This is a genomic window from Albidovulum inexpectatum, assembly GCF_002927635.1.
GTDB lineage: Bacteria > Pseudomonadota > Alphaproteobacteria > Rhodobacterales > Rhodobacteraceae > Albidovulum > Albidovulum inexpectatum.
This window is the reverse complement of the sequence record NZ_PRDS01000002.1, coordinates 258,218-280,348: the sequence shown is the minus strand read 5'-3', so window position 1 is coordinate 280,348 and position 22,131 is coordinate 258,218. Positions and strand designations below refer to the sequence as shown.

Below are 22,131 nucleotides of genomic sequence, written 5' to 3'. Positions count from 1 at the left end.
TCAATCCTCCCCAAATGTCAGCTTGTCCTTGCCCAGGGGCATCAGCATGCGCGCGACCTCGGCGGCTGGCACGGCCTCGGGGCCTTCGTGGCGCCAGCGCGGATTGCGGTCCTTGTCGATGATCGCCGCGCGGATGCCTTCGATGAAATCGGCATGTTCCATCGCGCGCCAGGTGAACCGGTATTCCATCTCCAGCGCGTGACGCAGGCCGGGCAGGGCACGGACGCGGTGGATCATCTCGACGGTGCAGGCCGCGGACAGGGGCGAGACACGCTGCAGTGCCGTCAGGGTTTCGCGCGCGAACGCGCTGTCATCGGTTCGCAGGGATCGGATGATGTCGGCAAAGGTCTCGCCACCAAAGTGCCCGTCGATCTGCTGCCGCAGGCCGGTCAGTGCGGGCCGGGGCGCTGGGCGCGCGGCCTGCGACACGGCGTCGGCATCGCCGCTGGAAACCAGCCGGGCCTTGAGCGCTGGCCACTCATCCTGTGGCACGAAGAAATCGGCAAAGCCGCACAGGATCGCGTCGGCCGGGCCCATGCGACTGCCCGTCGTGCCCAGATATTCCCCAAGCCTTCCCGGCGCGCGTGACAGAAGAAATGACCCGCCGACGTCGGGCACCAGGCCGATCCCGCATTCGGGCATCGCGATCTGAGCGGTTTCCCCCACGATCCGATGGCTGCAATGACAGCCGACCCCGACGCCGCCGCCCATGACAAAGCCATGCAGGAAACTGACGATCGGCTTGGGGAACTCCTTCAACCGGGCGTTCATCCTGTATTCGTCGCGCCAGAAATCGCGCCCATAGCCATATTCGCCGCGCGTGCCGGCCTCGTACATCTTCTGAATGTCGCCGCCCGCGCAGAACGCGCGTTCGCCCTCGGCATCGATCATAATCAGCGACACGTCGGCATCGTCGCGCCATTCGCGCAGGGCGGCATCGATGGCGTGGCACATTTCCAGCGTCAGGGCGTTCAGGGCGCGCGGACGGTTCAGGGTGATCCGTCCCGCGCGGCCTTCCTTGCGGATCAGGATTTCCTGTTCGGACATCATCCCCTCTCGGCCAGCAGGGCGCGGCTGATGATCACGCGCATGATCTCGTTCGTGCCTTCAAGGATCTGGTGAACGCGCAGATCGCGCACGATCTTCTCGATCCCGTAATCGGCAAGATATCCATAGCCGCCATGCAGTTGAAGGCATTGGTTGGCAACGTCAAAGGCGGCGTCAGTGACCAGGAGCTTGGCCATGGCGCAGAACTTGGTGGCGTCCCTGTCGCCCCGATCGAGCTTCCACGCCGCCTGACGCAGGAAGGTCCGGGCCGATTGCAGCCGGGTTTCCATCTCGGCCAGGCGGAACTGCAGGCCCTGGAACTGGTCCAGCGTCTGACCAAAGGCGCGCCGTTCCCCCATGTAGCGCAGTGTGGCGTCGAATGCCGCCTGTGCGCCGCCAAGGGCAGAGGCGGCGATATTCAGCCGGCCGCCATCAAGACCCGCCATGGCATAGGAGAAACCGCGCCCCTCTTCACCAAGCAGGTTCTCGACCGACACAAGGCAGTCATCGAACTGCACCTGCGCCGTGGGCTGGGCGCGCCAGCCCATCTTGTCTTCCAGCGCGCCGAAGGACAGGCCCGCCGTGCCGGTCTCGACAAGAATGGTCGAAATCCCCTTGGGGCCATCGCCACCCGTGCGCACCATCACGACATATACATCGGAATAGGACCCGCCCGAGATGAAGGCCTTGGTCCCGTTCAGGAGCCAGCCGTCCCCCTTGCGCTCTGCCCGTGTGCGCAGCGCGGCCGCGTCGGACCCTGACCCGGGTTCGGTCAGGCAGTAGGAAAATATCTTGCGCATGGCGCAAAGATCGGGCAGCCAGCGCGCCTTGGCCTCGGCTGATCCGAACTTGTCGATCATGCCGCCGCACATGTTGTGGATCGACAGGAACGAGGCGACCGACGGGCAGGCCATCGACAGCGCCTCGAAGATCAGTGTCGCGTCCAGCCGCGACAGGCCCGAACCGCCATGTTCTTCGCTGACATAGATGCCGCCAAGGCCCAGCTCGGCCGCCTTGCTCCACAAATCTCGCGGGATCGTTCCCTGCTGCTCCCACTGCCTTGCATGGGGTGCGATTTCTTCGGCCCCGAAGGCGCGCGCCATGTCGAATATGGCCTGCTGTTCCTCGCTGAGTTCGAAATCCACTGCGGCCTCTCCCCCGGTGTGTGAATTGAACGCTTGTTAAATTCGAACTGTTTCCAGACTTTTGCAAGCGCTGGACGCGGGCAAGCCGACCCGATTTCAGCGGGCGTGATCCAGAAGGTCGGCGAAACTGGTTTCGGGTTGGCCAAGAATCGACAAGGCGCCGGCTTCGGTTTCCTGAACGCGCACGATCACGGCGTCGATTCCCTCCCAGCTGCGGATGATGGTCTGGGCAAGGCTGCGCGTGACCGGGGTTGGCGCATAATAGACAAAGATCAGCTCGCGGCGCGGATCCATCAGGTGTTGCGCCTTTTCCGCCTGCATCTCCATCAGGCCGACGAAATCGTGGTCCCACCCCGTCACCGCTGCAAGGTCCACAAGTTGCTTCATGCCGGGGCGAAAGTCCGGGTGCTTCAAGTGGGCGGCGAAGGCGGCCATGGTTTCCTCCACCCGGATCTGCCCGCTGTAGCGGACATAAACCAGGCCACGCTGTTTCAGAATATGCACGGAAATTGCCATGGTCCTGCCCTGTCCCCCTTCGGCCTGTGCCGCTGTCGCAATCAAGTTGCACATGGCGGCGCATGTGCGCAACAAAAAGGCAGGCTGCTGATGGCCGCGAGGCCCGGCTGTGGTCGCCGGGCCTCGCATCAATGTCTAGTCCATCGCCTTGAAGTGGAACTCGCCGCCTTCCTTCAGTCCCGATGGCCAGCGGGCCGTCACGGTCTTGGTCCGGGTATAGAAGCGGAAGGCGTCCGGTCCGTGCTGGTTGAGGTCGCCGAAGGCCGATTTCTTCCATCCGCCGAAGGTGTGATAGGCCAGAGGCACGGGGATCGGCACGTTGATGCCCACCATGCCGATGTTGATGCGATGCGCAAAGTCGCGCGCGGTGTCGCCGTCGCGGGTGAAGATGGCGACGCCGTTGCCGTATTCGTGGTCCATCGCGTAGGACAGGGCTTCCTCATAGGTCTTTGCGCGGACCGTCGACAGGACCGGACCGAATATCTCCTGCTTGTAGATATCCATGTCGCGCGTCACGTTGTCGAACAGGGTGGGGCCCACGAAAAAGCCGTTTTCATAACCCTGCAACTTGAAGTCGCGTCCGTCGATGACCAGTTTCGCGCCTTGCTCGACGCCCGAATTGATCAGGCCCTTGACGCGTTCCATCGCCTCGCGCGTGACCAGCGGGCCGTAATCCACGTCCTCGCCGGCCGTGTAGGGGCCGACCTTCAGCTTTTCGATCCGCGGGATCAGTTTCTCGATCAGGGCGTCGGCCGTCTTTTCCCCGACGGGCACGGCAACCGAGATCGCCATGCAGCGTTCGCCGGCCGCGCCATAGCCCGCACCCACCAGTGCATCCGCGGCCTGATCCATGTCGGCATCGGGCATGACGATCATGTGGTTCTTCGCGCCGCCGAAGCACTGCACGCGCTTGCCGTTCGCACAGCCCCGGGCATAGATATATTGCGCGATCGGTGTGGAACCGACGAAGCCGATCGCCTGAATCGTGGGGTTGTCCAGGATCGCGTCCACGGCCTCCTTGTCGCCGTTCACGACCTGGAAGATGCCGTCGGGCAAGCCGGCTTCCTTCAGCAGCTCTCCCAGCATCAGCGGAACCGAGGGGTCACGTTCGGACGGCTTGAGGATGAAGGCGTTGCCGCAGGCAATCGCCGGCCCTAGCTTCCACATCGGGATCATGGCCGGAAAATTGAATGGCGTGATGCCGGCCACGACGCCCAGGGGCTGGCGCATCGAATACATGTCGATGCCGGGGCCGGCATTGTCAGTGAATTCACCCTTCAGCAGATGGGGGGCGCCGATGCAGAACTCGATCACTTCCAGACCGCGCTGAACATCACCGCGGGCATCGGGCAGGGTCTTGCCATGTTCGCGTGACAGCGCCTCGGCCAGCTTGTCCATGTCGCGGTTCAGCAGCCGCACGAATTCCATGAGAACGCGCGCACGCCGCTGAGGGTTGGTCGCGGCCCATTTCGGCTGCGCTGCGGCGGCCGAGGCAACCGCCGCGTCCAGTTCGTCTTTGGACGCCAGCGGCACCTTGGCCTGAACCTCGCCGGTCGCAGGATTGTAGACGTCGCCGAAGCGGCCCGAGCTGCCCTTGACGTGCTTGCCGTCGATCCAGTGGGTAAGTTCGTTCATCGTGAAGCCTCCCTTTTCTGGCGCGCAGGATAGCTTGCAATTTTGTCGCAGGAAGAGGAACTTTCCCAAATCGGTTTTGCAGGATTGCAAAGGTTCAATGTCGGCCGAACAAAAGACGGATTGGGACGACCTGCGGATCTTCCTTGCGGTTGCCCGGGGCGAAAGCCTTTCGGGTGCGGGCCGTATTCTTGGCCTGGACCCGGCCACCGTCGGCCGTCGGATCGCTCGGCTGGAAACGGCAATGGGCGTACGGCTCTTCCTGCGGTCGTCGCAGGGCTATGGTTTGACCTCGGCGGGTCAGCAGCTTCTGGCCCATGCAATGCGCGCGGAAGAGGCCGTGGCCCAGGCCATGCATGATCTTGGGGCCAGTGATACTGGCCTTTCGGGTCAGATCCGGGTCGGGGCTCCGGATGGCTGTGCGAATTTCCTTTTGCCACAGGTTGTGGCGGGCATCTGCGACGAACATCCGGGGCTGGAAGTGCAGATCGTCGCCCTGCCTCGGGTATTCAACCTGTCCAAGCGCGAGGCCGACATGGCGATTGCCGTCAGCCCGCCCGCGGCGGGCCACCTGATCGTTCAGAAACTGACGGATTACCGGCTTTCGCTGGCGGCGGCGCGCAGCTATCTGGACCGGCACCCACCGATCCGGTCAGTCGGCGACCTGCGTCATCACCGGACCATCGGTTATATCCGCGACATGATTTTCGACCCGGAGCTGGATTACCAGTCCGAAGTGGGCATGGAATCGGTCCAGATGGCCTCGAATTCGGTCTCGGTCCAGTTCAACTGGGTGCGGACGGGCGCGGGCGTGGCCGTCGTGCATGACTTCGCGCTGCCCGCCGCGCCCGATCTGGTCAGGATCCTTCCCGATCAGGTGTCCCTGCGCCGGTCATTCTATCTTATCCGGCATCCGGACGATCGGCGGGTCGAACGGTTCAACCGTTTTGCCGAGCTTCTTGCCCAAGGGATCCGTCGCGAAGTCGCGCGGCTTGAAGGCTTGGCTTGACAGATTGGCACCAAGGCGCGACGCTTTGACCAAGGCCGCATAATTACGGGAGTTTTCCATGCTGGTGCGTCAGATTCTTCAGTCCAAGCCGAAGCAGGCCGTGATCACCGTCCAGCCGGGAACGTCGATCTCCGAGGCGGCACGCCTTCTGGCAGAGCGGCGCATCGGTGCGGTGGTGGTGTCCGCGGATGGCAAGACGCCGATCGGCATCCTGTCGGAACGCGACATCGTGCGCGAACTGGGCCGGCGTGGCTCGGGCTGTCTGAACGATTCCGTCGATGTACTGATGACAAAGAACATCGTCACCTGCAGCCCGGCGGACCAGGCAGATGGCGTGCTGGAGCAGATGACGGCCGGGCGCTTCCGCCACATGCCGGTGATCGAGGATGGGCAGATGATCGGCATCATCTCGATCGGTGACGTCGTTGCCGCGCGTCTGGCCGAATTGAAGATGGAAAAGGATGCGCTGGCCGGCATGATCATGGGAAACTGATCCGGCCGGGCTTGCAATTGGCCGCGCAATATTGTTGCGTGCCGCGGAAACACGATCACAGAGCGGACAGATTCCATGCGCATCGGCCTGTATCCCGGCACGTTCGACCCGATCACTCTGGGTCACAGCGATATCATCGAACGCGCGATGGCGCTGGTGGATCGGCTGGTCATCGGCGTGGCGATCAATCGCGACAAGAACCCGCTGTTCAGCCTGGAAGAGCGGGTCGCCATGGTCGAACGCGAATGCGCAGAAATCACCCGGCGTACGGGCGGAGAGATCCTGGTCCATCCGTTCGAGAACCTGCTCATCGACTGTGCCCGCGATGTCGGCGCGACCGTCATCGTGCGTGGCCTGCGCGCGGTCGCCGATTTCGAATACGAATTCCAGATGGTCGGCATGAACCGCGCGATGGATTCCTCGATCGAGACGGTGTTCCTGATGGCCGATGCGCGGCGTCAGGCCATTGCTTCGCGTCTGGTCAAGGAAATCGCGCGTCTGGGTGGCGATGTGTCGTCATTCGTCACGCCCTGGGTGCGCGAGGCGCTTCAGCGCCGTTTCGCCACAGGGGACTGAGCCGGCCGTTCCCGCAAGGTGGTTTGAAACAGAAAGCCGGCCCCGGGGCGATCCCGGGGCCGGCTTTCAGTCTGTTCTCTGGTTCCGGGTTCAGATAAGCTTGCCCAGGGCGACGGCCGTGTCGCTCATGCGGTTCGAGAAGCCCCATTCGTTGTCATACCACGACAGGACGCGGCACAGGCGGCCATCCATGACCTTGGTCTGATCCATGTGGAAGATCGACGAGCGTGGGTCATGGTTGAAGTCGGACGAGACATTCTTGAATTCGGTATAGCCCAGGATGCCCTTCAGCGGCCCGTCCGCGGCGGCGCGGATGGCTTCGTTGATTTCTTCCACCGTCGTGTCGCGGGACGCCTCGAAGGTCAGATCAACCACGGACACGTTCGGCGTGGGAACGCGGATCGCGACACCGTCCAGCTTGCCGTTCAGCTCGGGCAGGACCAGCCCCACTGCACGCGCGGCGCCGGTCGAGGTGGGAATCATCGACAAAGCCGCTGCACGCGCGCGGTAGAGATCCTTGTGATAGGTGTCCAGCGTCGGCTGGTCGCCCGTGTAGGAATGGATCGTGGTCATGAAACCGCGCGTGATGCCGATGGCGTCGTTCAGCACCTTGGCGACCGGGGCCAGGCAGTTCGTCGTGCACGAGGCGTTGGAAACGACCAGATCGTCCTTGGTCAGGGTGTCATGGTTCACGCCAAAGACGATCGTCTTGTCCGCGCCCTTGGACGGCGCCGAGACCAGCACCCGGCTGGCGCCATTCTCCAGGTGAACGGCAGCCTTCTCACGATCGGTGAAGATGCCGGTGCATTCCATCACGACGTCGATATGCTTCCATGGAAGTTCGGCCGGATTGCGGATGGCAGTGACCTTGATCGGGCCACGACCGACATCTATCCAGTCATCGCCGGTCTTGACCTCGGCTGGGAAACGGCCATGCACGCTGTCAAAGCGAAGCAAATGGGCATTGGTTTCGACCGGGCCAAGATCGTTGATGGCCACGACCTCGATATCGGTGCGGCCGGATTCGATGATGGCCCGCAGAACGTTCCGACCGATGCGTCCAAAGCCGTTGATGGCTACATTGACGGTCATGCGCTGATCCTCCATGGCTGACTGCCACCCGGCGGGGTGGTTCTGTTGGCGCTAACATGAACGATTGCGCCAAAAGGTCAACACCATAGTAACAGCGCAGCTCCGGCCGCTCAAATGTGGTTCACGGTGTTTCGCAATAGGACATGCGAGCGCAAAGGGTCAAAGCGGATCCGGTGAACGCGCGTGGACGAGACACGCTCTAACGCCAGAAGGCGAGCATTTCGACAAGCATGACCAACCGCCGCGCAACAAAAAGCGCGGCGGCGAAATCCAGCCAGAGGTAATCGACCAGAAGGGCCAGTATCACGACAAGGAAAAGGCCAATGGCGATTCTGTTTGTCATGGGCGGGGCAGGGCCCTTCTCTCCCTATTGAAGGAGCCGCCCCATCGCTGCGGCCACGTCGGCCATTCGGCAGGAGAAGCCCCATTCGTTGTCATACCAGGCCAGAACCCGGACCGTCCGGCCCACGACCTTGGTCTGGTCCGGCGCGAAGATAGACGAATAGGGCGTGTGATTGAAGTCGATCGACACCTTCGGTTCCGGGTCATAGGCCAGAACCATGCCCATGTAACCCGCAGCGGCCTCGCGCACGATCTCGTTGACCTCGGCCACGGTAACGGATTTCTTCGCCTGGAAGGTGAGATCGACGGCCGAGACATTGGGCGTGGGAACGCGAATGGCGGTCCCGTCCAGCTTGCCGGCAAGTTCGGGCAGGACCTCGCCGATGGCCTTGGCCGCGCCGGTCGAGGTCGGGATCATCGCCATTGCCGCGGCGCGCGCGCGATACAGGTCCTTGTGGCGGCGATCCAGTGTCGGCTGGTCCCCGGTATAGGAATGGATCGTCGTCATCACGCCGGACTCGATTCCGATCGCGTCGTTGAGAACCTTTGCCAGGGGCGCAAGGCAGTTTGTCGTGCAAGACCCGTTCGACACGACCAGATGGTCGGGCTGAAGCTCGCGGTGGTTGACGCCATAGACGATCGTCTTGTCTGCGTTGCGCGCAGGCGCCGACACCAGGACCCGCTTCGCGCCGCGCGTCAGGTGCACGGCCGCCTTGTCGCGGTCGTTGAACTTGCCCGTGCATTCCAGAACGACATCGACACCGCCCCAGTCCAGCTCTTCGGGGTTGTAGGTGGACATGACCTCGATCGGTCCTCGCCCGAGATCCAGCGTGTTGCCCGACACCCGGATCTGTCCCTGAAATCGCCCGTGGACCGAATCGTATTTCAACAGGTGGGCATTGGTTTCGATCGGGCCGGTGGCGTTGATCTTCACTACCTGAACGTCGTTACGGCCGGCTTCGGCGATATGGGCCAAGGTGCAGCGCCCGATGCGCCCGAATCCGTTGATACCGATTGTCACGGTCATGGTCCAACTCCTGCTGAATGCGCGGTATGACGCGCCCGATATCAGAGCTTTCAAGTTAAAAAAAGACTATCAATCAATATGTTAGCGTAAACACGGAATGGTGGCGTTAACATCTTGGTCGAGCGTGGGGTTTGCGGCCTTGCCTGAACCTGCAGCTTGTTTACGTTGCGCATCACGGTGGCGCATCGGGATGAGGACGAAATGAGCGGACTTCTGGCACTTCTGGACGACGTCGCGGCGATTGCGAAAGTCGCCGCGTCAAGCGTGGACGACGTCGCAGGAATGGCGGCAAAGGCAGGCTCGAAGACCGCGGGGGTGCTTATCGACGACGCCGCCGTTACGCCGAGATACGTTCATGGGTTCGAGGCAAAACGTGAGCTGCCGATCATCTGGAAGATCACCAAGGGCTCGCTGTTCAACAAGCTGGTGATCCTTCTGCCCGTTGCGCTGCTTTTGAATGCGTTCATGCCCTGGATCGTGACTCCGCTCCTGATGTTGGGTGGGGCCTATCTGTGCTTCGAGGGAGCTGAAAAGCTGTTTCACAATCTGTTCCCACATGCGGACCGCCAGGTCGAGATGGACTTTGCCGTGGGCGATCTCGCGCATCTGGAAGAAACCCGTGTGCGCGGCGCCATCAAGACGGATTTCATCCTCTCGGCCGAGATCATGACGATCGCCCTGGCGGCCATTCCGGAAGGCGCGCTGTGGATGGAGGCGCTTACGCTGGCAATCGTCGCGATCGGTATCACCATCCTGGTTTACGGGTCGGTCGCATTGATCGTGAAGATGGATGATATCGGGCTGTACATGGCCGCGACGGCGCGCACCGGTGCGGGGCGGGCCCTGGGCAAGGGCCTTGTCAAGTTCATGCCCATGCTGATGGCTTTCCTGTCCACAGTCGGAACGGCGGCGATGCTGTGGGTCGGCGGGTCTATCATCCTGCACGGGATGGATGTTCTGGGTTGGCCAATGCTTTATGACACGATCCATCACCTTGCCGTCGCCGTAGGCCATGGCGTGGGCGAAGGGCTGCGCGGCGCGGTCGAATGGACGGTTACCGCCACGTTGGACGGCGTGTTCGGTCTGACCCTGGGGATGGTTCTGATCCCGATCGTGACCAGGATTCTGGCGCCTCTCGCGCGGCTTGTGACGGGAAAGAAAGAAGCGGCCGATCATTGAAGACCGACCGCCGGGAAAGGCATGCGCGGGCGTGCTGCCCGCGATGACGTTTACAAGAGCGATTTGACCTTTTCGGCGACGGCCTCGGCCGTGATCCCGAATTCCTTGTACAGGCGTTCGGCCGGGGCCGAAGCGCCGAAACCGTCCATGCCCACGAAGCCGGCCTTGGCCTCGCGCCCACGCTCGCCCAGAAGCCAGCGATCCCAGGGCTGACGGACGGCGGCCTCGACCGCCACGCGCACCGGCCCGGCGGGCAGGATCTTCTTGCGATAGGCTTCGGGCTGCTCGGCAAAGAGCTCCATGCAGGGCATGGACACAACCCGCGTGCCGATCCCTTCGGCCTGCAGGATGTCACGGGCCTTCAGCGCGATTTCGACCTCCGAGCCCGTGGCCAGAAGGATCGCCTGCCGCTTGCCCTCGGCCTCGCGCAGGATATAGGCGCCCTGGGCGGTCAGGTTGCGGTTGGTGTGCTGGGTCCGGACGGTCGGCAAGTTCTGGCGGCTCAGGGCCAGAACGGACGGCGTGCGCCGCGATGTCAGCGCCAGCTCCCAGGCTTCGGCCGTCTCGATCAGGTCGGCGGGGCGGAAGGTCCAGGTGTTCGGCGTTGCGCGGCACATGGCCAGATGCTCCACCGGCTGGTGGGTTGGGCCATCCTCGCCCAGGCCGATCGAGTCATGGGTCATGACATAAACGACCGGCACGCCCATCAGCGCCGAAAGGCGCATCGCGCCGCGCGCATAATCGGTAAAGCACAGGAACGTGCCGCCATAGGGCCGTACACCGCCATGCAGCGCCATGCCGTTCATGGCCGCCGCCATGCCATGTTCGCGAATGCCGTAATGGATGTAGCGACCCTTGCGATTTTCGGGTTCGAAGATGCCCAGATCGCCGGTCCTGGTGTTGTTCGATCCGGTCAGGTCGGCCGAGCCGCCGATCGTTTCGGGCATGATCGGGTTGACGACCTCCAGCACCATTTCACTGGCCTTGCGGGTTGCGACCTTGGGCTGGGCGTCGGAATTCTGTTTCTTCAGCGCGCGGATCGTGGCGGCCAGCTTGCGCGGCGGTGCCCCGGTCAGCTGACGTTCGAATTCGTTCCTGCGGGCCGAGGACAGGGCGGCAAGACGGGCCTCCCAGGCCTCGCGTTCGGCCGCGCCGCGTCGGCCGATGGCGCGCCAGGCGTCCAGAATGTCCTGCGGGATCTCGAACGGGCCATAGGGCCAGCCATAGATTTCCTTGGTTGCCTTGATTTCGTCAGGGCCAAGTGGCGAGCCATGCGCCGCGGCCTTGTCCTGCTTGTTGGGGCTGCCAAAGCCGATATGCGTCTTGCAGTCGATCAGGACGGGACGGTCCGATTTCTTCGCCTCTGTCATGGCGCGATCGATATCGACCGGGTCATGACCGTCGCAGGACAGGACCTTCCAGCCCGAAGCCTCGAACCGCTTGTGCTGGTCCGTCACGTCGGACAGACTGATCGGCCCGTCGATCGAGATATTGTTGTTGTCCCACAGCACGATCAGGCGGTTCAGCTTCTGCTTGCCGGCAAGGCCGATGGCCTCCTGGCTGATGCCCTCCATCAGGCACCCGTCGCCCGCGATGACCCAGGTGTGGTGATCGACGATCTTCTTGCCAAAGCGGGCACGCATCGCTTCCTCGGCGATTGCGAATCCCACCGCATTCGCAATCCCCTGACCCAGAGGGCCGGTCGTGGTCTCGATCCCCTTCGCGTGACCATATTCGGGATGTCCCGCGGTCTTCGAGCCCCACTGACGGAAATTGCGGATCTCCTCGATCGTCATGTCGGGCGAACCGGTCAGGTACAGCAGCGCGTAAAGCAGCATCGAGCCATGGCCCGCCGACAGGATGAAGCGGTCGCGGTCAGGCCAATCGGGGTTGGCCGCGTCGAATTTCAGATGCTTTTCGAACAGGACGGTGGCGACGTCGGCCATGCCCATCGGCATGCCCGGATGACCGGAATTCGCCGCCTGGACGGCATCCATGGCCAGCGCCCGGATCGCGCAGGCCTTCATCCAGTGGTCGGGATGGTTCTTGCGAAGTGTGGCGATGTCCACGGGCTGCTTCCTTTCGGCTTGAGCAAGGATCGGTGGCTTGATAGCAGGCTGAAGAGCAAGATCAAGCGTGCCGGACCGTGCGGTGTGGCAAAGGGGCGGATTTTTGGCTCGGCTCTGCGCTAGACTGACATCCGGGGCATTCATTTGCCGATTCGCGACGGCTTCAGGTACGGTTGCGTATTCTTTGGGCGGTATTCGGGGGCAGAACGCATGAGTGACATGACGGAACTTGCGGCGCGGCTTTCGGCCGCCTTGGGGCGTATCGAGGCCGCGGTGGAAAGTGGGGCCGGTGGCGGAACCGAAACGCTTGCGCGCCTTGAGGCGGAACTGGAGCAAGAGCGCACCAGAAATGCGGAACTGACCCAACAGCTGAGCACGCTGCGCGAACGGCAGGACAGTCTGATTTCGGGTCTTGAGGACAAGATCGCGCGCCTGAACGACCAGCTTGACCGTCTTGGCGAAGAACTGCATCGCCAGACACAGGCCAACCTGGCCCTTGTCGAGGCCAATCGCGAGCTTGTGCGCGCAACGACCGGCGCGGCGCCCGCCGGAACGACCATCGACGCGGCTCTTGCCGCCGAAAACGAAGCGCTGCGCGCCGCACGGCGCAGCGAAATTGCCGAAATCGAGGCAATTCTTGCCGAGCTCAAGCCCTTGATCGAGGAGGTCGCCTGATGCCCGAGATGACGATCACGATCGGTGGACGCGATTATCAGGTCGCCTGTCAGGACGGCGAAGAGGAATTTCTGCTGACGGCCGCGCGCATGGTCGATCGCGAAGCGTCGCACCTGACCGAGCAGATGGGCCGACTGCCCGAGGCGCGAATGCTCTTGATGGCGGCTCTCATGGTCGCGGACAAGGTTGCCGGGCTCGAGGAGCAGCTGCGCAGCGCCGAAGAGCGCGCGATCGCCGCCGAGCGAGTGGCAGAGGAGGCGCGCGCCAATCCCCGAACGGTCGAGGTGCCCGTGGTGCCCCAGATCGTCGTGGACAGCTTCGAGGAAATCACCGCGCGCGCCGAGTCGCTGGCAGACAGGATCGCGACGCGTGGAAAGAAATCGGGCGACGCTGATCAGGCGCCCGCGTGATCCGCGAGATTGGCCCCCGCCGTGATGCGAAAAGGGTCCCCGCGAGGGGACCCTTAACGGTCTGAACTTTCGATTTCGGGTTCAGCTGTTGGCGGCGCGGATCTGTTCGGCGGCTTCCTTGTTGTAGGAAATGCCTTTTGCATCGAACAGTTCGTCAAGCTCGCCCGAAAGCGTCATCTCGGTGACGATGTCGCAACCGCCGACGAACTCTCCCTTGACGTAAAGCTGGGGGATGGTCGGCCAGTCGGAATAATCCTTGATGCCCTGTCGGATCTCTTCGTCCGCCAGGACGTTCACATCGACATAGTCGACGCCCAGGTAGTTCAGCACACCCGCGACGCGGCTGGAAAAACCGCATTGCGGCATCGTCTTGGTGCCCTTCATGTACAGCACCACGTCATTGGACTTGATGGTTTCTTCGATGCGGGTCTTGACGTCGGTCATGGGGATCGTCCTGTGATGGCGGGCAGCGGCCCGCGGGAATGCGGCAAGGTGACGGTCAGTCCGGCGCCTTGGTCGTCAGGGCCAGCGCGTGAAGCTCGCCATTGCTGCCGGCCATCTTTTCCTTCAGGGCGGCATAGACGGCGCGCTGCTGCTGGACCCGGTTCATGCCGCGAAAGCTTTCATCGATGACTTCGGCGGCGTAGTGATTGCCGTCGCCTGCGAGGTCGGTGATCGTGATGCGGGCATTGGGAAATGCCGCGCGGATCAGCGCTTCGATTTCCTCGGCTTGCATGGCCATGACTTGGGCTCCTTCGGTCTTTGAAGACTAGATAGATGCTGGACCGCGCGCGTGCAAGGCGGCGCGGGGCAAAGACCCCGCGACCACGCATCGCGCCGGATCACGCGCCGAAGATCGCCTGCCTAAAAGCCGTGCGGTAGATCCGGGACAGTTCGTTCAGGGGGGCTGACGAGCGGCCCATCGTCACCGCATTTCCGCCAAACCTGCCAACGCGCGCGAGCGGAACACCGGCCTTTTCGGCCTCGGCCATCAGGGCATTCAGGTCAGCTGGTGCGACGGCGACGAGGTAGCGGGCCTGATCCTCTCCGAAGAGATGAGCGATGTCGTCGCTGTCGAGCGTCACGCCAAGGCCTGCGGCCTCGGCCATCTCGAACGCGGCCAGTCCAAGGCCGCCATCGGAAAGGTCGGTGGCGGCGCGCACCAGCTTGCGATTTGCGCGCAGGAAGTCCCCGTTGCGCCGTTCGGCGGCCAGATCGACATGGGGCGCGTCGCCTTCCTCGCGGCCGAAGGCCTCGTACAGCAGGGCGGATTGTCCCAGATGCCCCCGCGTTTCGCCGATGACCAGAGCGATGTCATCGTCCTGCGGCAGGCCTGCAATCATGTCGTCAAGCGATTCCAGCAATCCGACCGCGCCGATCGTCGGTGTTGGCAGGATCGCCTGTCCGTCGGTTTCGTTGTAAAGCGAGACATTGCCCGACACGATCGGCATCTCGAGCGCCGTGCAGGCCTCGCCGATGCCGCGGATCGCGCCGACGAACTGGCCCATGATTTCGGGCTTTTCGGGGTTGCCGAAGTTGAGGTTGTCGGTCGCGGCAAGGGGCAGCGCGCCAACCGCGGTGAGGTTGCGCCAGGCCTCGGCCACGGCCTGCTTGCCGCCCTCGAATGGGTTGGCACGCACATAGCGCGGCGTGACATCCGACGTGAAGGCCAGGGCCTTGTTCGTGCCGTGGACCCGAACCACGCCCGCGCCAAGACCCGGGGTGCGCACCGTGTCGGCACCGACCATCGTGTCATATTGCTCCCACACCCAGCCCTTGTGCGCGTAATTGGGCGAGCCGATGAGCCGCCGAAGCGCCTCGATCGGGTCGATTTCGGGGATCGTTCCCAGCGGGGCGGGGGGCTGCGGTTCGACCCAGGGGCGGTCGTATTCAGGCGCGTTCGAGGACAGTTTGGAAAGCGGCAGATCGGCCATCACCTTGTTGCCATGCATGATGATGAACCTGTCCTCGGCGATGGTCTCGCCCACGATGGCGAAGTCGAGATCCCATTTCTCGAAGATCGCGCGGGCTTCGGCCTCCTTCTCGGGCTTCAGCACCATCAGCATCCGTTCCTGGGATTCCGACAGCATCATCTCGTAGGCGGTCATGCCGGTTTCGCGCTGCGGAACCCGGTCAAGATTCAGTCGGATGCCAAGGCCGCCCTTGTCGCCCATCTCGACGGCCGAGCAGGTCAGCCCCGCGGCGCCCATGTCCTGGATCGAGATGACGGCATCCGAGGCCATCAGTTCAAGACAGGCCTCGAGCAGGCGCTTTTCGGTGAAGGGGTCACCGACCTGCACGGTGGGGCGCTTTTCCTCGATCGTGTCGTCGAACTCGGCGCTTGCCATCGTGGCGCCGCCCACGCCGTCGCGCCCCGTTTTCGCGCCCAGATAGACGACCGGCATCCCCACGCCGGACGCAGCCGAATAAAAGATCTTGTCTGCATCGGCGATGCCGGCCGCAAACGCATTGACCAGGCAATTGCCGTTATAGGCCGGGTGAAAGCGTACCTCGCCCCCGACATTCGGCACGCCGAAACTGTTGCCGTACGAGCCGATGCCTTCGACCACGCCCTTGACCAGATGCGCGGTCTTCGGGTGGTCGGGCATCCCGAAGGAAAGCGAGTCCATTGCCGCAATGGGGCGCGCGCCCATGGTAAAGACGTCGCGCAGGATGCCACCGACGCCGGTGGCAGCGCCCTGATGGGGCTCGATATACGACGGGTGGTTGTGGCTTTCCATCTTGAAGACCACCGCCTGGCCATCGCCGATATCCACGACGCCGGCATTCTCGCCCGGCCCGCAGATGACGCGCGGCCCCTTGGTCGGCAGGGTGCGCAGCCACTTCTTCGACGACTTGTAGGAGCAATGCTCGTTCCACATGGCCGAGAAGATGCCAAGTTCGGTGAAGGTCGGCTCGCGCCCCAGGATTTCGAGGATTCGCTGGTATTCGTCGGGCTTGAGCCCGTGCGCGGCGATCAGGTCCTCGGTGATCTTCGGTTCTTGCATCGGTTTCCCCCGGGGCATGGCATCCTGCGCTGCCTTTTACGGGCAAGGGGGGCGCGAGGAAAGAGAGTAAAAGCCCAGGACATGCGGGTTCGTGCAGCTCCGTCGCGTCTGGGCGGTCCGGGCCATTCTCAAAATGCGCGGCATTCGGGCAGTGGGCCCTTTCATGTGCCGCGTGAAGGGGCATGCGCCGATTCCAGCGGCGCATTTCGCCGCCCGGCTTGAGACGACCCGCTGCAGGCGTTCAATATAGCTGACAGGGCAGGCCGCGTCTTTGTAGTACGTCGTTCAGGCAAAAAAAAGGCCGAGACAAGCTCGGCCTTAGTCCAACAGGGAGGTAGAAGTCGGCGAGAGCAAACTCAATCGCCGTCTTCGACGCCTCAATTATGTGCTGGGGGCCGCGGGGGCAAGAAAAAACACCCTGCAATTGCATCAAACCCGTCATGCGTTGCCTGCATGCCTCACCAGGCTGTCAGGCCAGAACTTCATCCTGCAGGCGATTCCGGTAGGCGACGATTTCGCTTGTGACGAAATCGCGGAAGACAGAGACGCGCTTGGATTGCCGCAGTTCCTCGGGATAGGCGAGGAACACGGGCACATCGCCGGATTCGATCTCGGGCAGGACACGGACCAGGCCGGGGAAGTCCGCCGTCAGGTAATGCGGAAGCACCCCGATGCCCAGATCCGAGAGCACAGATTGCAGCACGCCGTAATAGGAATTCACCGTCAGGCAGGGGCGGATCTCATGCGCAAGCAGGGTCTGGACCAGCGCGGCGCCGGCGGCGACCTGCGGTGCCTTGAGATTCTGGCTGATCAGCCGGTGCTGGGCGAGATCCTCGAGCGACGAGGGCGTCCCGTGCCTGTCAAGATAGGACCGCGTCGCATACAGCCGCATGCGGATATTCATCAGGCGACGCCGGATCAGGTCGGCCTGGCTGGGTTCCTTCATGCGGATCGCGACGTCGGCTTCGCGCATGGGCAAATCCAGCACGCGCTCTTCCAGCATCAGATCGATCTTCAGGTCAGGGTATTTCTCGTAAAGCTTGCCCAGACGCGGTGCGAGCCACAGAACCCCGAACGCGGTCGTCGTGGTGACGCGCAGTTCGCCATAGACCTCGTCTTCGCTGTCCCGGATGCGCGCTTCGGCCGCCTCGAGCCGTTTCACCATGGCGCTGGTCGCGTCATAGAGCAACTCGCCCTGTTCGGTGAGAATCAGTCCCCGCGCATGGCGGTGGAACAGGGTGGTGTTAAGGCTTTCCTCGAGCGCGCGAATCTGACGGCTGACGGCAGATTGCGACAGGTTCAGAACGTCGCCCGCATGGGTCAGGCTGCCTGCGCTTGCGACCGCATGAAATATCCTGAGCTTGTCCCAATCCATAGGATCACTTTCTGTCGATTTTGCATCTGGGCTTTATGACGGAATTCTTTTGCCCGCAAAAGAAAAACAATTCGTGAGCCGCTGACCGGGCCCGAACATGACGCTTTGTGGGTCAGCAATTTTGACCTATAATGCCCCCGAGCTCATGCAGCGGGGAGGGCGATATGAGCAAGCCACAAATCACCTTGAAGGACCGGTTCGATCTGACCAGGTCGCCGGTCTTGCTGAACGGCACGCAGGCGCTGGTGCGTCTGGTTCTGATGCAGAAAGAGCGCGACCGCCGCGCGGGTCTGAATACGGCGGGCTATGTCACGGGGTACCGGGGATCGCCGCTTGGGGGGGTCGATCTGAACATGATGCGCGCCGACAAGCTGTTGCGCGCGAACGACATCGTCTTTCAACCCGGTCTGAACGAGGATCTGGCCGCGACCGCCTGCTGGGGGACCCAGCAGGCCGAATTGCGCGGCGAGGGCAAGTATGACGGGGTCTTTGCCCTGTGGTACGGCAAGGGGCCGGGAGTGGACCGATCGGGCGATGTGATGCGGCATGCGAACATGGCCGGAACCTCGCCCAATGGGGGCGTGATCATGGCGATGGGGGACGACCATACTGGCGAAAGCTCGACAACGCTGCATCAGTCCGATTGGGCCATGGTGGACGCCTACATGCCCGTGCTGTCTCCGGCCGGCGTGCAGGAGATTCTGGATTATGGCCTGTATGGCTGGGCCCTGTCGCGTTTTGCGGGTGTCTGGGTGGGGCTGAAGACCATGAAGGATACCGTCGAGGCCACGGCGGTTGTCGACGGGGATCCGTTCCGCATGAACTTCGTGCGCCCCGAATTCGACATGCCGGAAGGTGGGCTGAACATACGGTTGGGTGATACGCCGGTGGCGCAGGAAGCCCGCATGATCGACTACAAGCGCTATGCGGCCGAGGCCTTCGCCCATGCCAACCGGATCGACCGCCGGGTCTGGGGCAAGCCGGGTGCGAAGATCGGTTTCGTGGCTGCCGGCAAGAGCTGGCTCGACCTGTGCCACGCGCTGGAACTGCTGGGCCTGACCGCCGAGGAGGCAGAGCGGCTGGGGATCACGACCTACAAGGTCGGCCAGACCTGGCCTCTGGACATGAAGGGCTTTCACGACTGGGCCGAAGGTCTGGATCTGATCGTGGTGGTCGAGGAAAAGCGCAAGCTGATCGAGGTGCAGATCAAGGAGGCGATCTTTGACGATCGCCGCGGTCGGCGGGTCTATGGCTGGTACAAGGGCGGCGCGGGCGCGATGCATCGCGAGGAGCTGTTCCCCACCCGCTATGCCCTGGATCCGGCATGGATCGCGGAAAAACTGGGCGAGATCCTGATCGAGGAAGGCCGCGGCACCGAACGGATACGCGCGGGGCTTGAAGCCGTACGCGAGGCGCGCCGTGCCGACAACGCGCCCGATCTGGCGACCCGGCTTCCCTATTTCTGTTCGGGCTGCCCCCACAACACCTCGACCAAGCTGCCCGAAGGCAGCCGCGCCTATGCGGGGATCGGCTGCCACTACATGGTGCAGTGGATGGACCGCAACACGGTCGGCTTTACCCAGATGGGCGGCGAGGGCGTGAACTGGGTCGGCGAAGCGCCATTTTCCACCCGCCAGCATGTCTTTCAAAACCTTGGCGACGGAACCTACAATCATTCGGGCATACTTGCGATCCGCGCGGCGCTCGCGGCGGGGACCAACATCACCTACAAGATCCTTTTCAACGACGCCGTGGCCATGACAGGCGGCCAACCCAATGAGGGTGGCCTGACGCCGGATCGGATCGCGCGCGAGGTTCTGGCGATGGGGGTGCAGCATGTCGCCCTGGTCTATGACGACAAGGAAGACATCGACCGATCGAAATTCCCCGCCGGTGTCACCCATCATGAGCGCCACGAGCTGATGGAGGTTCAGAAGAAGTTTCGTGAAATCAAGGGTGTTTCCGTCATAATTTATGTGCAGACATGCGCGGCGGAAAAGCGCAGGCGGCGCAAGCGGGGCACTTTCCCGGATCCCGACCGGCGGGTCTTCATCAATACCGACATCTGCGAGGGGTGCGGCGATTGCGGGATTCAGTCCAACTGTGTCTCGATCGTGCCGGTCGAAACCGAGTTCGGCCGCAAGAGGGCAATCGATCAATCATCGTGCAACAAGGATTTTTCCTGCCTTGACGGATTTTGTCCATCCTTCGTGACGCTTTCCAGGGCCAGCATCCGAAAGGAAGAGGCGGCGGAACTGTCCTTGCCCGAGCTGCCCGAGCCCGACCTGCCCAGGATCGAGGGTACTTGGAACGTTCTGGTCACCGGCGTTGGCGGAACCGGCGTCGTGACGATCGGCGCGGTGCTGGCGCAGGCCGCGCAGATCGCCGGTCTGGGGGCGGGGATGATGGAGATGGCCGGGCTTGCCCAGAAGGGTGGTGCGGTGAACATCCATCTGCGTCTGGCAAGGCGGCCTGAAGACATCAATGCAATCCGGGTGTCCGTGGGCGAGGCCGATTGCGTGATCGGTGGCGATCTGGTGGTCACGGCGGGCGCGCGCGATCTGGGGTTGATGAAGACCGGGCGCACGGGCGCAGTCGTCAACAGTCACGAGATCATCACCGGCGAGTTCACAAGGAACCGTGAATTCCGGCTTCCTGTCAGTGCCTTGAAGTTGTCTCTTGAAGCGCGGCTTCGCGACAGGCTGCACTTGTTCGATGCGACCGAGCTTGCCCGCAGGCTGCTGGGCGATGCGATCTTTTCGAACATGCTGCTGCTGGGGGCTGCGTGGCAGATGGGGCTTTTGCCGGTGCCACGCGAAGCGATCCGGCAGGCGATCGAGCTGAATGGCGCCGCGGTCGAGGGCAACCTGCGCGCCTTCGAGATCGGGCGCTGGGCGATCCTGCATCCCGAGGAGGCCGCGCGGCACATCCACGCGGAACCCGAACAGCCCGCGACGCTGGAGGAGCGCATCGACGCGCGCATGCGCCATCTGACCGAGTATCAGGGGCGCCGGCTTGCGCGCCGCTATCGCAAGTTGGTGGATGCAGCCCCCGCCGACATGCGCGAGGCCGTCGCGTTGGGGTACCACAAGCTCTTGTCCTACAAGGACGAATACGAGGTGGCCCGGCTTCACCTGAAGACCGCCGATCTGGCGCGCGAGGAATTCGAGGGCGATTTCGGGCTGACATTCCATCTGGCGCCGCCGCTTCTGTCGCGGCCGGGGCCGGATGGTCGGCCGAAAAAGCGCGAATTCGGTCCCTGGATTTTGCCAGTTTTCCGGGTTCTGGCGCGGATGCACAGGTTGCGCGGCACGCCGCTTGATCCGTTCGGCTATGGCGCAGAGCGGCGCAGGGAGCGCGCGCTGATCCGCCAATATGAAAAGGACATGCGTGAGATCTTTCCACTGGTCACGCCGGAAACGCTGGAACCGGCCTTGGCATTGGCGCGTCTGCCGCTTGAGATCCGCGGGTTCGGGCCGGTGAAGGAAAAGGCCATGCGTGAGGCCGAGAAACGCCGACAAGAGCTTTTGGCGACGATCCGCTCGGGCGGCGCTCCGAGGCGAATTGCCGCCGAGTAAGCCCTGTATTCAGGCGATGGATTTCCGCGCCGAAGGTCTTTATGACAGGGCCATCGGTGCGGTCCATGTCGTTGGGTCGCATTACCTTTCGGGGGCGGCAGGGGCTGTGCCCCGGACCATGTGGAGGGCGCGATGGCGGTCGGAGTGTTCGATTCGGGTCTTGGCGGTCTGACGGTTTACGACGCCGTGGCCAAGGCAATTCCCGACGTGGCCTTTGTCTATTACGGCGACAATGCCCATGCGCCTTATGGCGTGCGCGATGCCGAAGACATCTTTCGCCTGACCTGCAAAGGGGTGGAGCGTCTTTGGGATGAAGGCTGCGACCTTGTTGTCCTGGCGTGCAACACGGCAGCCGCTGTCGCGCTGCGCCGGATGCAGGAAACCTGGGTGCCGAAGGACAAGCGTGTCCTTGGCGTGTTCGTACCGCTGATCGAGGCCCTGACGGAACGTCAGTGGGGGGACAATTCGCCCCCGCGTGAGGTCGCGATCAAGCATGTGGCGCTGTTTGCGACCCCCGCGACGGTTGCCAGCCGTGCCTTCCAGCGTGAGCTGGCCTTTCGCGCGATTGGCGTCGATGTCGAGGCGCAGCCATGCGGAGGACTTGTCGATGCGATCGAGGATGGTGACGAACTGCTGGCCGAGGCGCTGGTACGCAGTCATGTCGAGGCGCTCAAGCGGCGGATGCCGAAGCCCGAGGCCGCCGTCCTTGGCTGCACGCATTACCCGCTGATGGAAAAGGCCTTTCAGGAGGCGTTGGGGCCAGAGGTCAAGGTTTTCTCGCAGGCCAATCTGGTGGCCGAGAGCCTGAAGGATTACCTGAAGCGCAGACCCGAATTCGTCGGATCGGGAACACGGGCACGGTTCCTGACGACGGGTGATCCTGAAAGGGTTTCGGCCAAGGCGACGCAGTTCCTGCGACGAAAGATCACGTTCGAGGCCGCCTGACTTTTCCGGCACG

At 63.1% G+C, this 22,131-nt stretch carries 20 protein-coding genes; 8 read left to right on the top strand and 12 right to left on the bottom strand.

The genetic code is table 11. The annotated features are described in order from the left end of the window. The 4 genes from LV82_RS04640 to LV82_RS04625 form a co-directional block, all read right to left on the bottom strand. Entirely contained in the window at nt 1–1,047 is a 1,047-nt protein-coding gene (locus tag LV82_RS04640; RefSeq protein WP_104069782.1) for an enoyl-CoA hydratase/isomerase family protein, read from the bottom strand. Beyond that, the gene (locus LV82_RS04635) at nt 1,047–2,192 is read right to left on the bottom strand and encodes an acyl-CoA dehydrogenase family protein (protein ID WP_104069542.1); all 1,146 of its coding nucleotides are present in this window, start codon (nt 2,190–2,192) and stop codon (nt 1,047–1,049) included. Before LV82_RS04635 ends, LV82_RS04640 begins: the two co-directional genes overlap by 1 nt. Before the next feature lie 96 nt (nt 2,193–2,288). Beyond that, nucleotides 2,289–2,708: a hypothetical protein gene (locus LV82_RS04630; RefSeq protein ID WP_104069780.1), complete on the bottom strand. Its 420-nt coding sequence runs from the start codon at nt 2,706–2,708 to the stop codon at nt 2,289–2,291. Between the two features lie 135 nt (nt 2,709–2,843). Then, nucleotides 2,844–4,343: a CoA-acylating methylmalonate-semialdehyde dehydrogenase gene (locus LV82_RS04625; protein WP_104069541.1), complete on the bottom strand. Its 1,500-nt coding sequence runs from the start codon at nt 4,341–4,343 to the stop codon at nt 2,844–2,846. Between the two features lie 97 nt (nt 4,344–4,440). Here LV82_RS04625 and LV82_RS04620 point away from each other — a divergent pair, with 97 nt between their 5' ends. From LV82_RS04620 to coaD, 3 genes are all read left to right on the top strand, one after another. Beyond that, nucleotides 4,441–5,349, top strand: a complete 909-nt coding sequence (locus tag LV82_RS04620; protein WP_104069540.1) for a LysR family transcriptional regulator — start codon at nt 4,441–4,443, stop codon at nt 5,347–5,349. A gap of 58 nt (nt 5,350–5,407) precedes the next feature. After that, nucleotides 5,408–5,842: a CBS domain-containing protein gene (locus tag LV82_RS04615; protein WP_104069539.1), complete on the top strand. Its 435-nt coding sequence runs from the start codon at nt 5,408–5,410 to the stop codon at nt 5,840–5,842. 75 nt (nt 5,843–5,917) lie between these two features. Further along, nucleotides 5,918–6,418 carry a pantetheine-phosphate adenylyltransferase gene (gene coaD / locus LV82_RS04610; RefSeq protein ID WP_104069538.1) on the top strand — a complete coding sequence of 167 codons (501 nt, stop codon included), beginning with the start codon at nt 5,918–5,920 and terminating at the stop codon, nt 6,416–6,418. A gap of 90 nt (nt 6,419–6,508) precedes the next feature. Here coaD and gap (LV82_RS04605) read toward each other — a convergent pair whose 3' ends face one another. The 3 genes from gap (LV82_RS04605) to gap (LV82_RS04600) form a co-directional block, all read right to left on the bottom strand. After that, nucleotides 6,509–7,510 (bottom strand): type I glyceraldehyde-3-phosphate dehydrogenase, encoded by a 1,002-nt coding sequence (gap, locus tag LV82_RS04605; protein ID WP_104069779.1) that lies wholly within the window; start codon nt 7,508–7,510, stop codon nt 6,509–6,511. 199 nt (nt 7,511–7,709) lie between these two features. After that, nucleotides 7,710–7,853, bottom strand: a complete 144-nt coding sequence (locus tag LV82_RS14855; protein ID WP_170063351.1) for a hypothetical protein — start codon at nt 7,851–7,853, stop codon at nt 7,710–7,712. 24 nt (nt 7,854–7,877) lie between these two features. Next, on the bottom strand, nt 7,878–8,879 hold the full coding sequence (gene gap / locus LV82_RS04600) for a type I glyceraldehyde-3-phosphate dehydrogenase (protein WP_104069537.1): 1,002 nt from the start codon (nt 8,877–8,879) through the stop codon (nt 7,878–7,880). A gap of 201 nt (nt 8,880–9,080) precedes the next feature. On the opposite strand from gap (LV82_RS04600), the gene LV82_RS04595 reads away from it, so the two are divergent. Continuing rightward, nucleotides 9,081–10,058, top strand: coding sequence for a DUF808 domain-containing protein (locus tag LV82_RS04595; RefSeq protein WP_104069777.1), 978 nt, complete (start codon nt 9,081–9,083; stop codon nt 10,056–10,058). 50 nt (nt 10,059–10,108) lie between these two features. Here the strand turns inward: LV82_RS04595 and tkt are convergent, their stop codons facing one another. After that, nucleotides 10,109–12,127 carry a transketolase gene (tkt, locus tag LV82_RS04590; RefSeq protein ID WP_104069536.1) on the bottom strand — a complete coding sequence of 673 codons (2,019 nt, stop codon included), beginning with the start codon at nt 12,125–12,127 and terminating at the stop codon, nt 10,109–10,111. Between the two features lie 210 nt (nt 12,128–12,337). Between tkt and LV82_RS04585 the strand changes: the two genes are divergently transcribed. Together LV82_RS04585 and LV82_RS04580 are read left to right on the top strand one after the other, a co-directional pair. Beyond that, nucleotides 12,338–12,802, top strand: coding sequence for a hypothetical protein (locus LV82_RS04585; protein WP_146065121.1), 465 nt, complete (start codon nt 12,338–12,340; stop codon nt 12,800–12,802). Continuing rightward, on the top strand, nt 12,802–13,212 hold the full coding sequence (locus LV82_RS04580; RefSeq protein ID WP_104069534.1) for a cell division protein ZapA: 411 nt from the start codon (nt 12,802–12,804) through the stop codon (nt 13,210–13,212). Before LV82_RS04585 ends, LV82_RS04580 begins: the two co-directional genes overlap by 1 nt. 81 nt (nt 13,213–13,293) lie before the next feature. On the opposite strand, the gene grxD is transcribed toward LV82_RS04580, so the two are convergent. From grxD to LV82_RS04560, 4 genes are all read right to left on the bottom strand, one after another. Next, nucleotides 13,294–13,656 (bottom strand): Grx4 family monothiol glutaredoxin, encoded by a 363-nt coding sequence (gene grxD / locus LV82_RS04575; protein WP_104069533.1) that lies wholly within the window; start codon nt 13,654–13,656, stop codon nt 13,294–13,296. A gap of 55 nt (nt 13,657–13,711) precedes the next feature. Continuing rightward, on the bottom strand, nt 13,712–13,954 hold the full coding sequence (locus tag LV82_RS04570) for a BolA family protein (RefSeq protein ID WP_104069532.1): 243 nt from the start codon (nt 13,952–13,954) through the stop codon (nt 13,712–13,714). A gap of 100 nt (nt 13,955–14,054) precedes the next feature. Continuing rightward, a complete protein-coding gene (gene purL / locus LV82_RS04565; protein WP_104069531.1) occupies nt 14,055–16,220 on the bottom strand; it encodes a phosphoribosylformylglycinamidine synthase subunit PurL in 2,166 nt (721 codons plus the stop codon). A gap of 469 nt (nt 16,221–16,689) precedes the next feature. After that, entirely contained in the window at nt 16,690–17,595 is a 906-nt protein-coding gene (locus LV82_RS04560) for a LysR family transcriptional regulator (RefSeq protein WP_104069530.1), read from the bottom strand. Between the two features lie 164 nt (nt 17,596–17,759). On the opposite strand from LV82_RS04560, the gene LV82_RS04555 reads away from it, so the two are divergent. Both LV82_RS04555 and murI read left to right on the top strand, forming a co-directional pair. Beyond that, nucleotides 17,760–21,173, top strand: coding sequence for an indolepyruvate ferredoxin oxidoreductase family protein (locus LV82_RS04555; RefSeq protein ID WP_104069529.1), 3,414 nt, complete (start codon nt 17,760–17,762; stop codon nt 21,171–21,173). A 132-nt stretch (nt 21,174–21,305) separates the two neighbouring features. Beyond that, nucleotides 21,306–22,118, top strand: coding sequence for a glutamate racemase (murI, locus tag LV82_RS04550; RefSeq protein WP_104069776.1), 813 nt, complete (start codon nt 21,306–21,308; stop codon nt 22,116–22,118). Nucleotides 22,119–22,131 lie beyond the last annotated feature (13 nt).

What these genes read in the sequence shown, in the direction of transcription:
- LV82_RS04640 (WP_104069782.1), bottom strand. Translation starts at nt 1,047, where the DNA reads ATGTCCGAACAGGAAATCCTGATCCGCAAGGAAGGCCGCGCGGGACGG.
- LV82_RS04630 (WP_104069780.1), bottom strand. Translation starts at nt 2,708, where the DNA reads ATGGCAATTTCCGTGCATATTCTGAAACAGCGTGGCCTGGTTTATGTC.
- LV82_RS04625 (WP_104069541.1), bottom strand. Translation starts at nt 4,343, where the DNA reads ATGAACGAACTTACCCACTGGATCGACGGCAAGCACGTCAAGGGCAGC.
- LV82_RS04620 (WP_104069540.1), top strand. Translation starts at nt 4,441, where the DNA reads ATGTCGGCCGAACAAAAGACGGATTGGGACGACCTGCGGATCTTCCTT.
- LV82_RS04615 (WP_104069539.1), top strand. Translation starts at nt 5,408, where the DNA reads ATGCTGGTGCGTCAGATTCTTCAGTCCAAGCCGAAGCAGGCCGTGATC.
- coaD (WP_104069538.1), top strand. Translation starts at nt 5,918, where the DNA reads ATGCGCATCGGCCTGTATCCCGGCACGTTCGACCCGATCACTCTGGGT.
- gap (WP_104069779.1), bottom strand. Translation starts at nt 7,510, where the DNA reads ATGACCGTCAATGTAGCCATCAACGGCTTTGGACGCATCGGTCGGAAC.
- LV82_RS14855 (WP_170063351.1), bottom strand. Translation starts at nt 7,853, where the DNA reads ATGACAAACAGAATCGCCATTGGCCTTTTCCTTGTCGTGATACTGGCC.
- gap (WP_104069537.1), bottom strand. Translation starts at nt 8,879, where the DNA reads ATGACCGTGACAATCGGTATCAACGGATTCGGGCGCATCGGGCGCTGC.
- LV82_RS04595 (WP_104069777.1), top strand. Translation starts at nt 9,081, where the DNA reads ATGAGCGGACTTCTGGCACTTCTGGACGACGTCGCGGCGATTGCGAAA.
- LV82_RS04585 (WP_146065121.1), top strand. Translation starts at nt 12,338, where the DNA reads ATGAGTGACATGACGGAACTTGCGGCGCGGCTTTCGGCCGCCTTGGGG.
- LV82_RS04580 (WP_104069534.1), top strand. Translation starts at nt 12,802, where the DNA reads ATGCCCGAGATGACGATCACGATCGGTGGACGCGATTATCAGGTCGCC.
- grxD (WP_104069533.1), bottom strand. Translation starts at nt 13,656, where the DNA reads ATGACCGACGTCAAGACCCGCATCGAAGAAACCATCAAGTCCAATGAC.
- LV82_RS04570 (WP_104069532.1), bottom strand. Translation starts at nt 13,954, where the DNA reads ATGGCCATGCAAGCCGAGGAAATCGAAGCGCTGATCCGCGCGGCATTT.
- purL (WP_104069531.1), bottom strand. Translation starts at nt 16,220, where the DNA reads ATGCAAGAACCGAAGATCACCGAGGACCTGATCGCCGCGCACGGGCTC.
- LV82_RS04560 (WP_104069530.1), bottom strand. Translation starts at nt 17,595, where the DNA reads ATGGATTGGGACAAGCTCAGGATATTTCATGCGGTCGCAAGCGCAGGC.
- LV82_RS04555 (WP_104069529.1), top strand. Translation starts at nt 17,760, where the DNA reads ATGAGCAAGCCACAAATCACCTTGAAGGACCGGTTCGATCTGACCAGG.
- murI (WP_104069776.1), top strand. Translation starts at nt 21,306, where the DNA reads ATGGCGGTCGGAGTGTTCGATTCGGGTCTTGGCGGTCTGACGGTTTAC.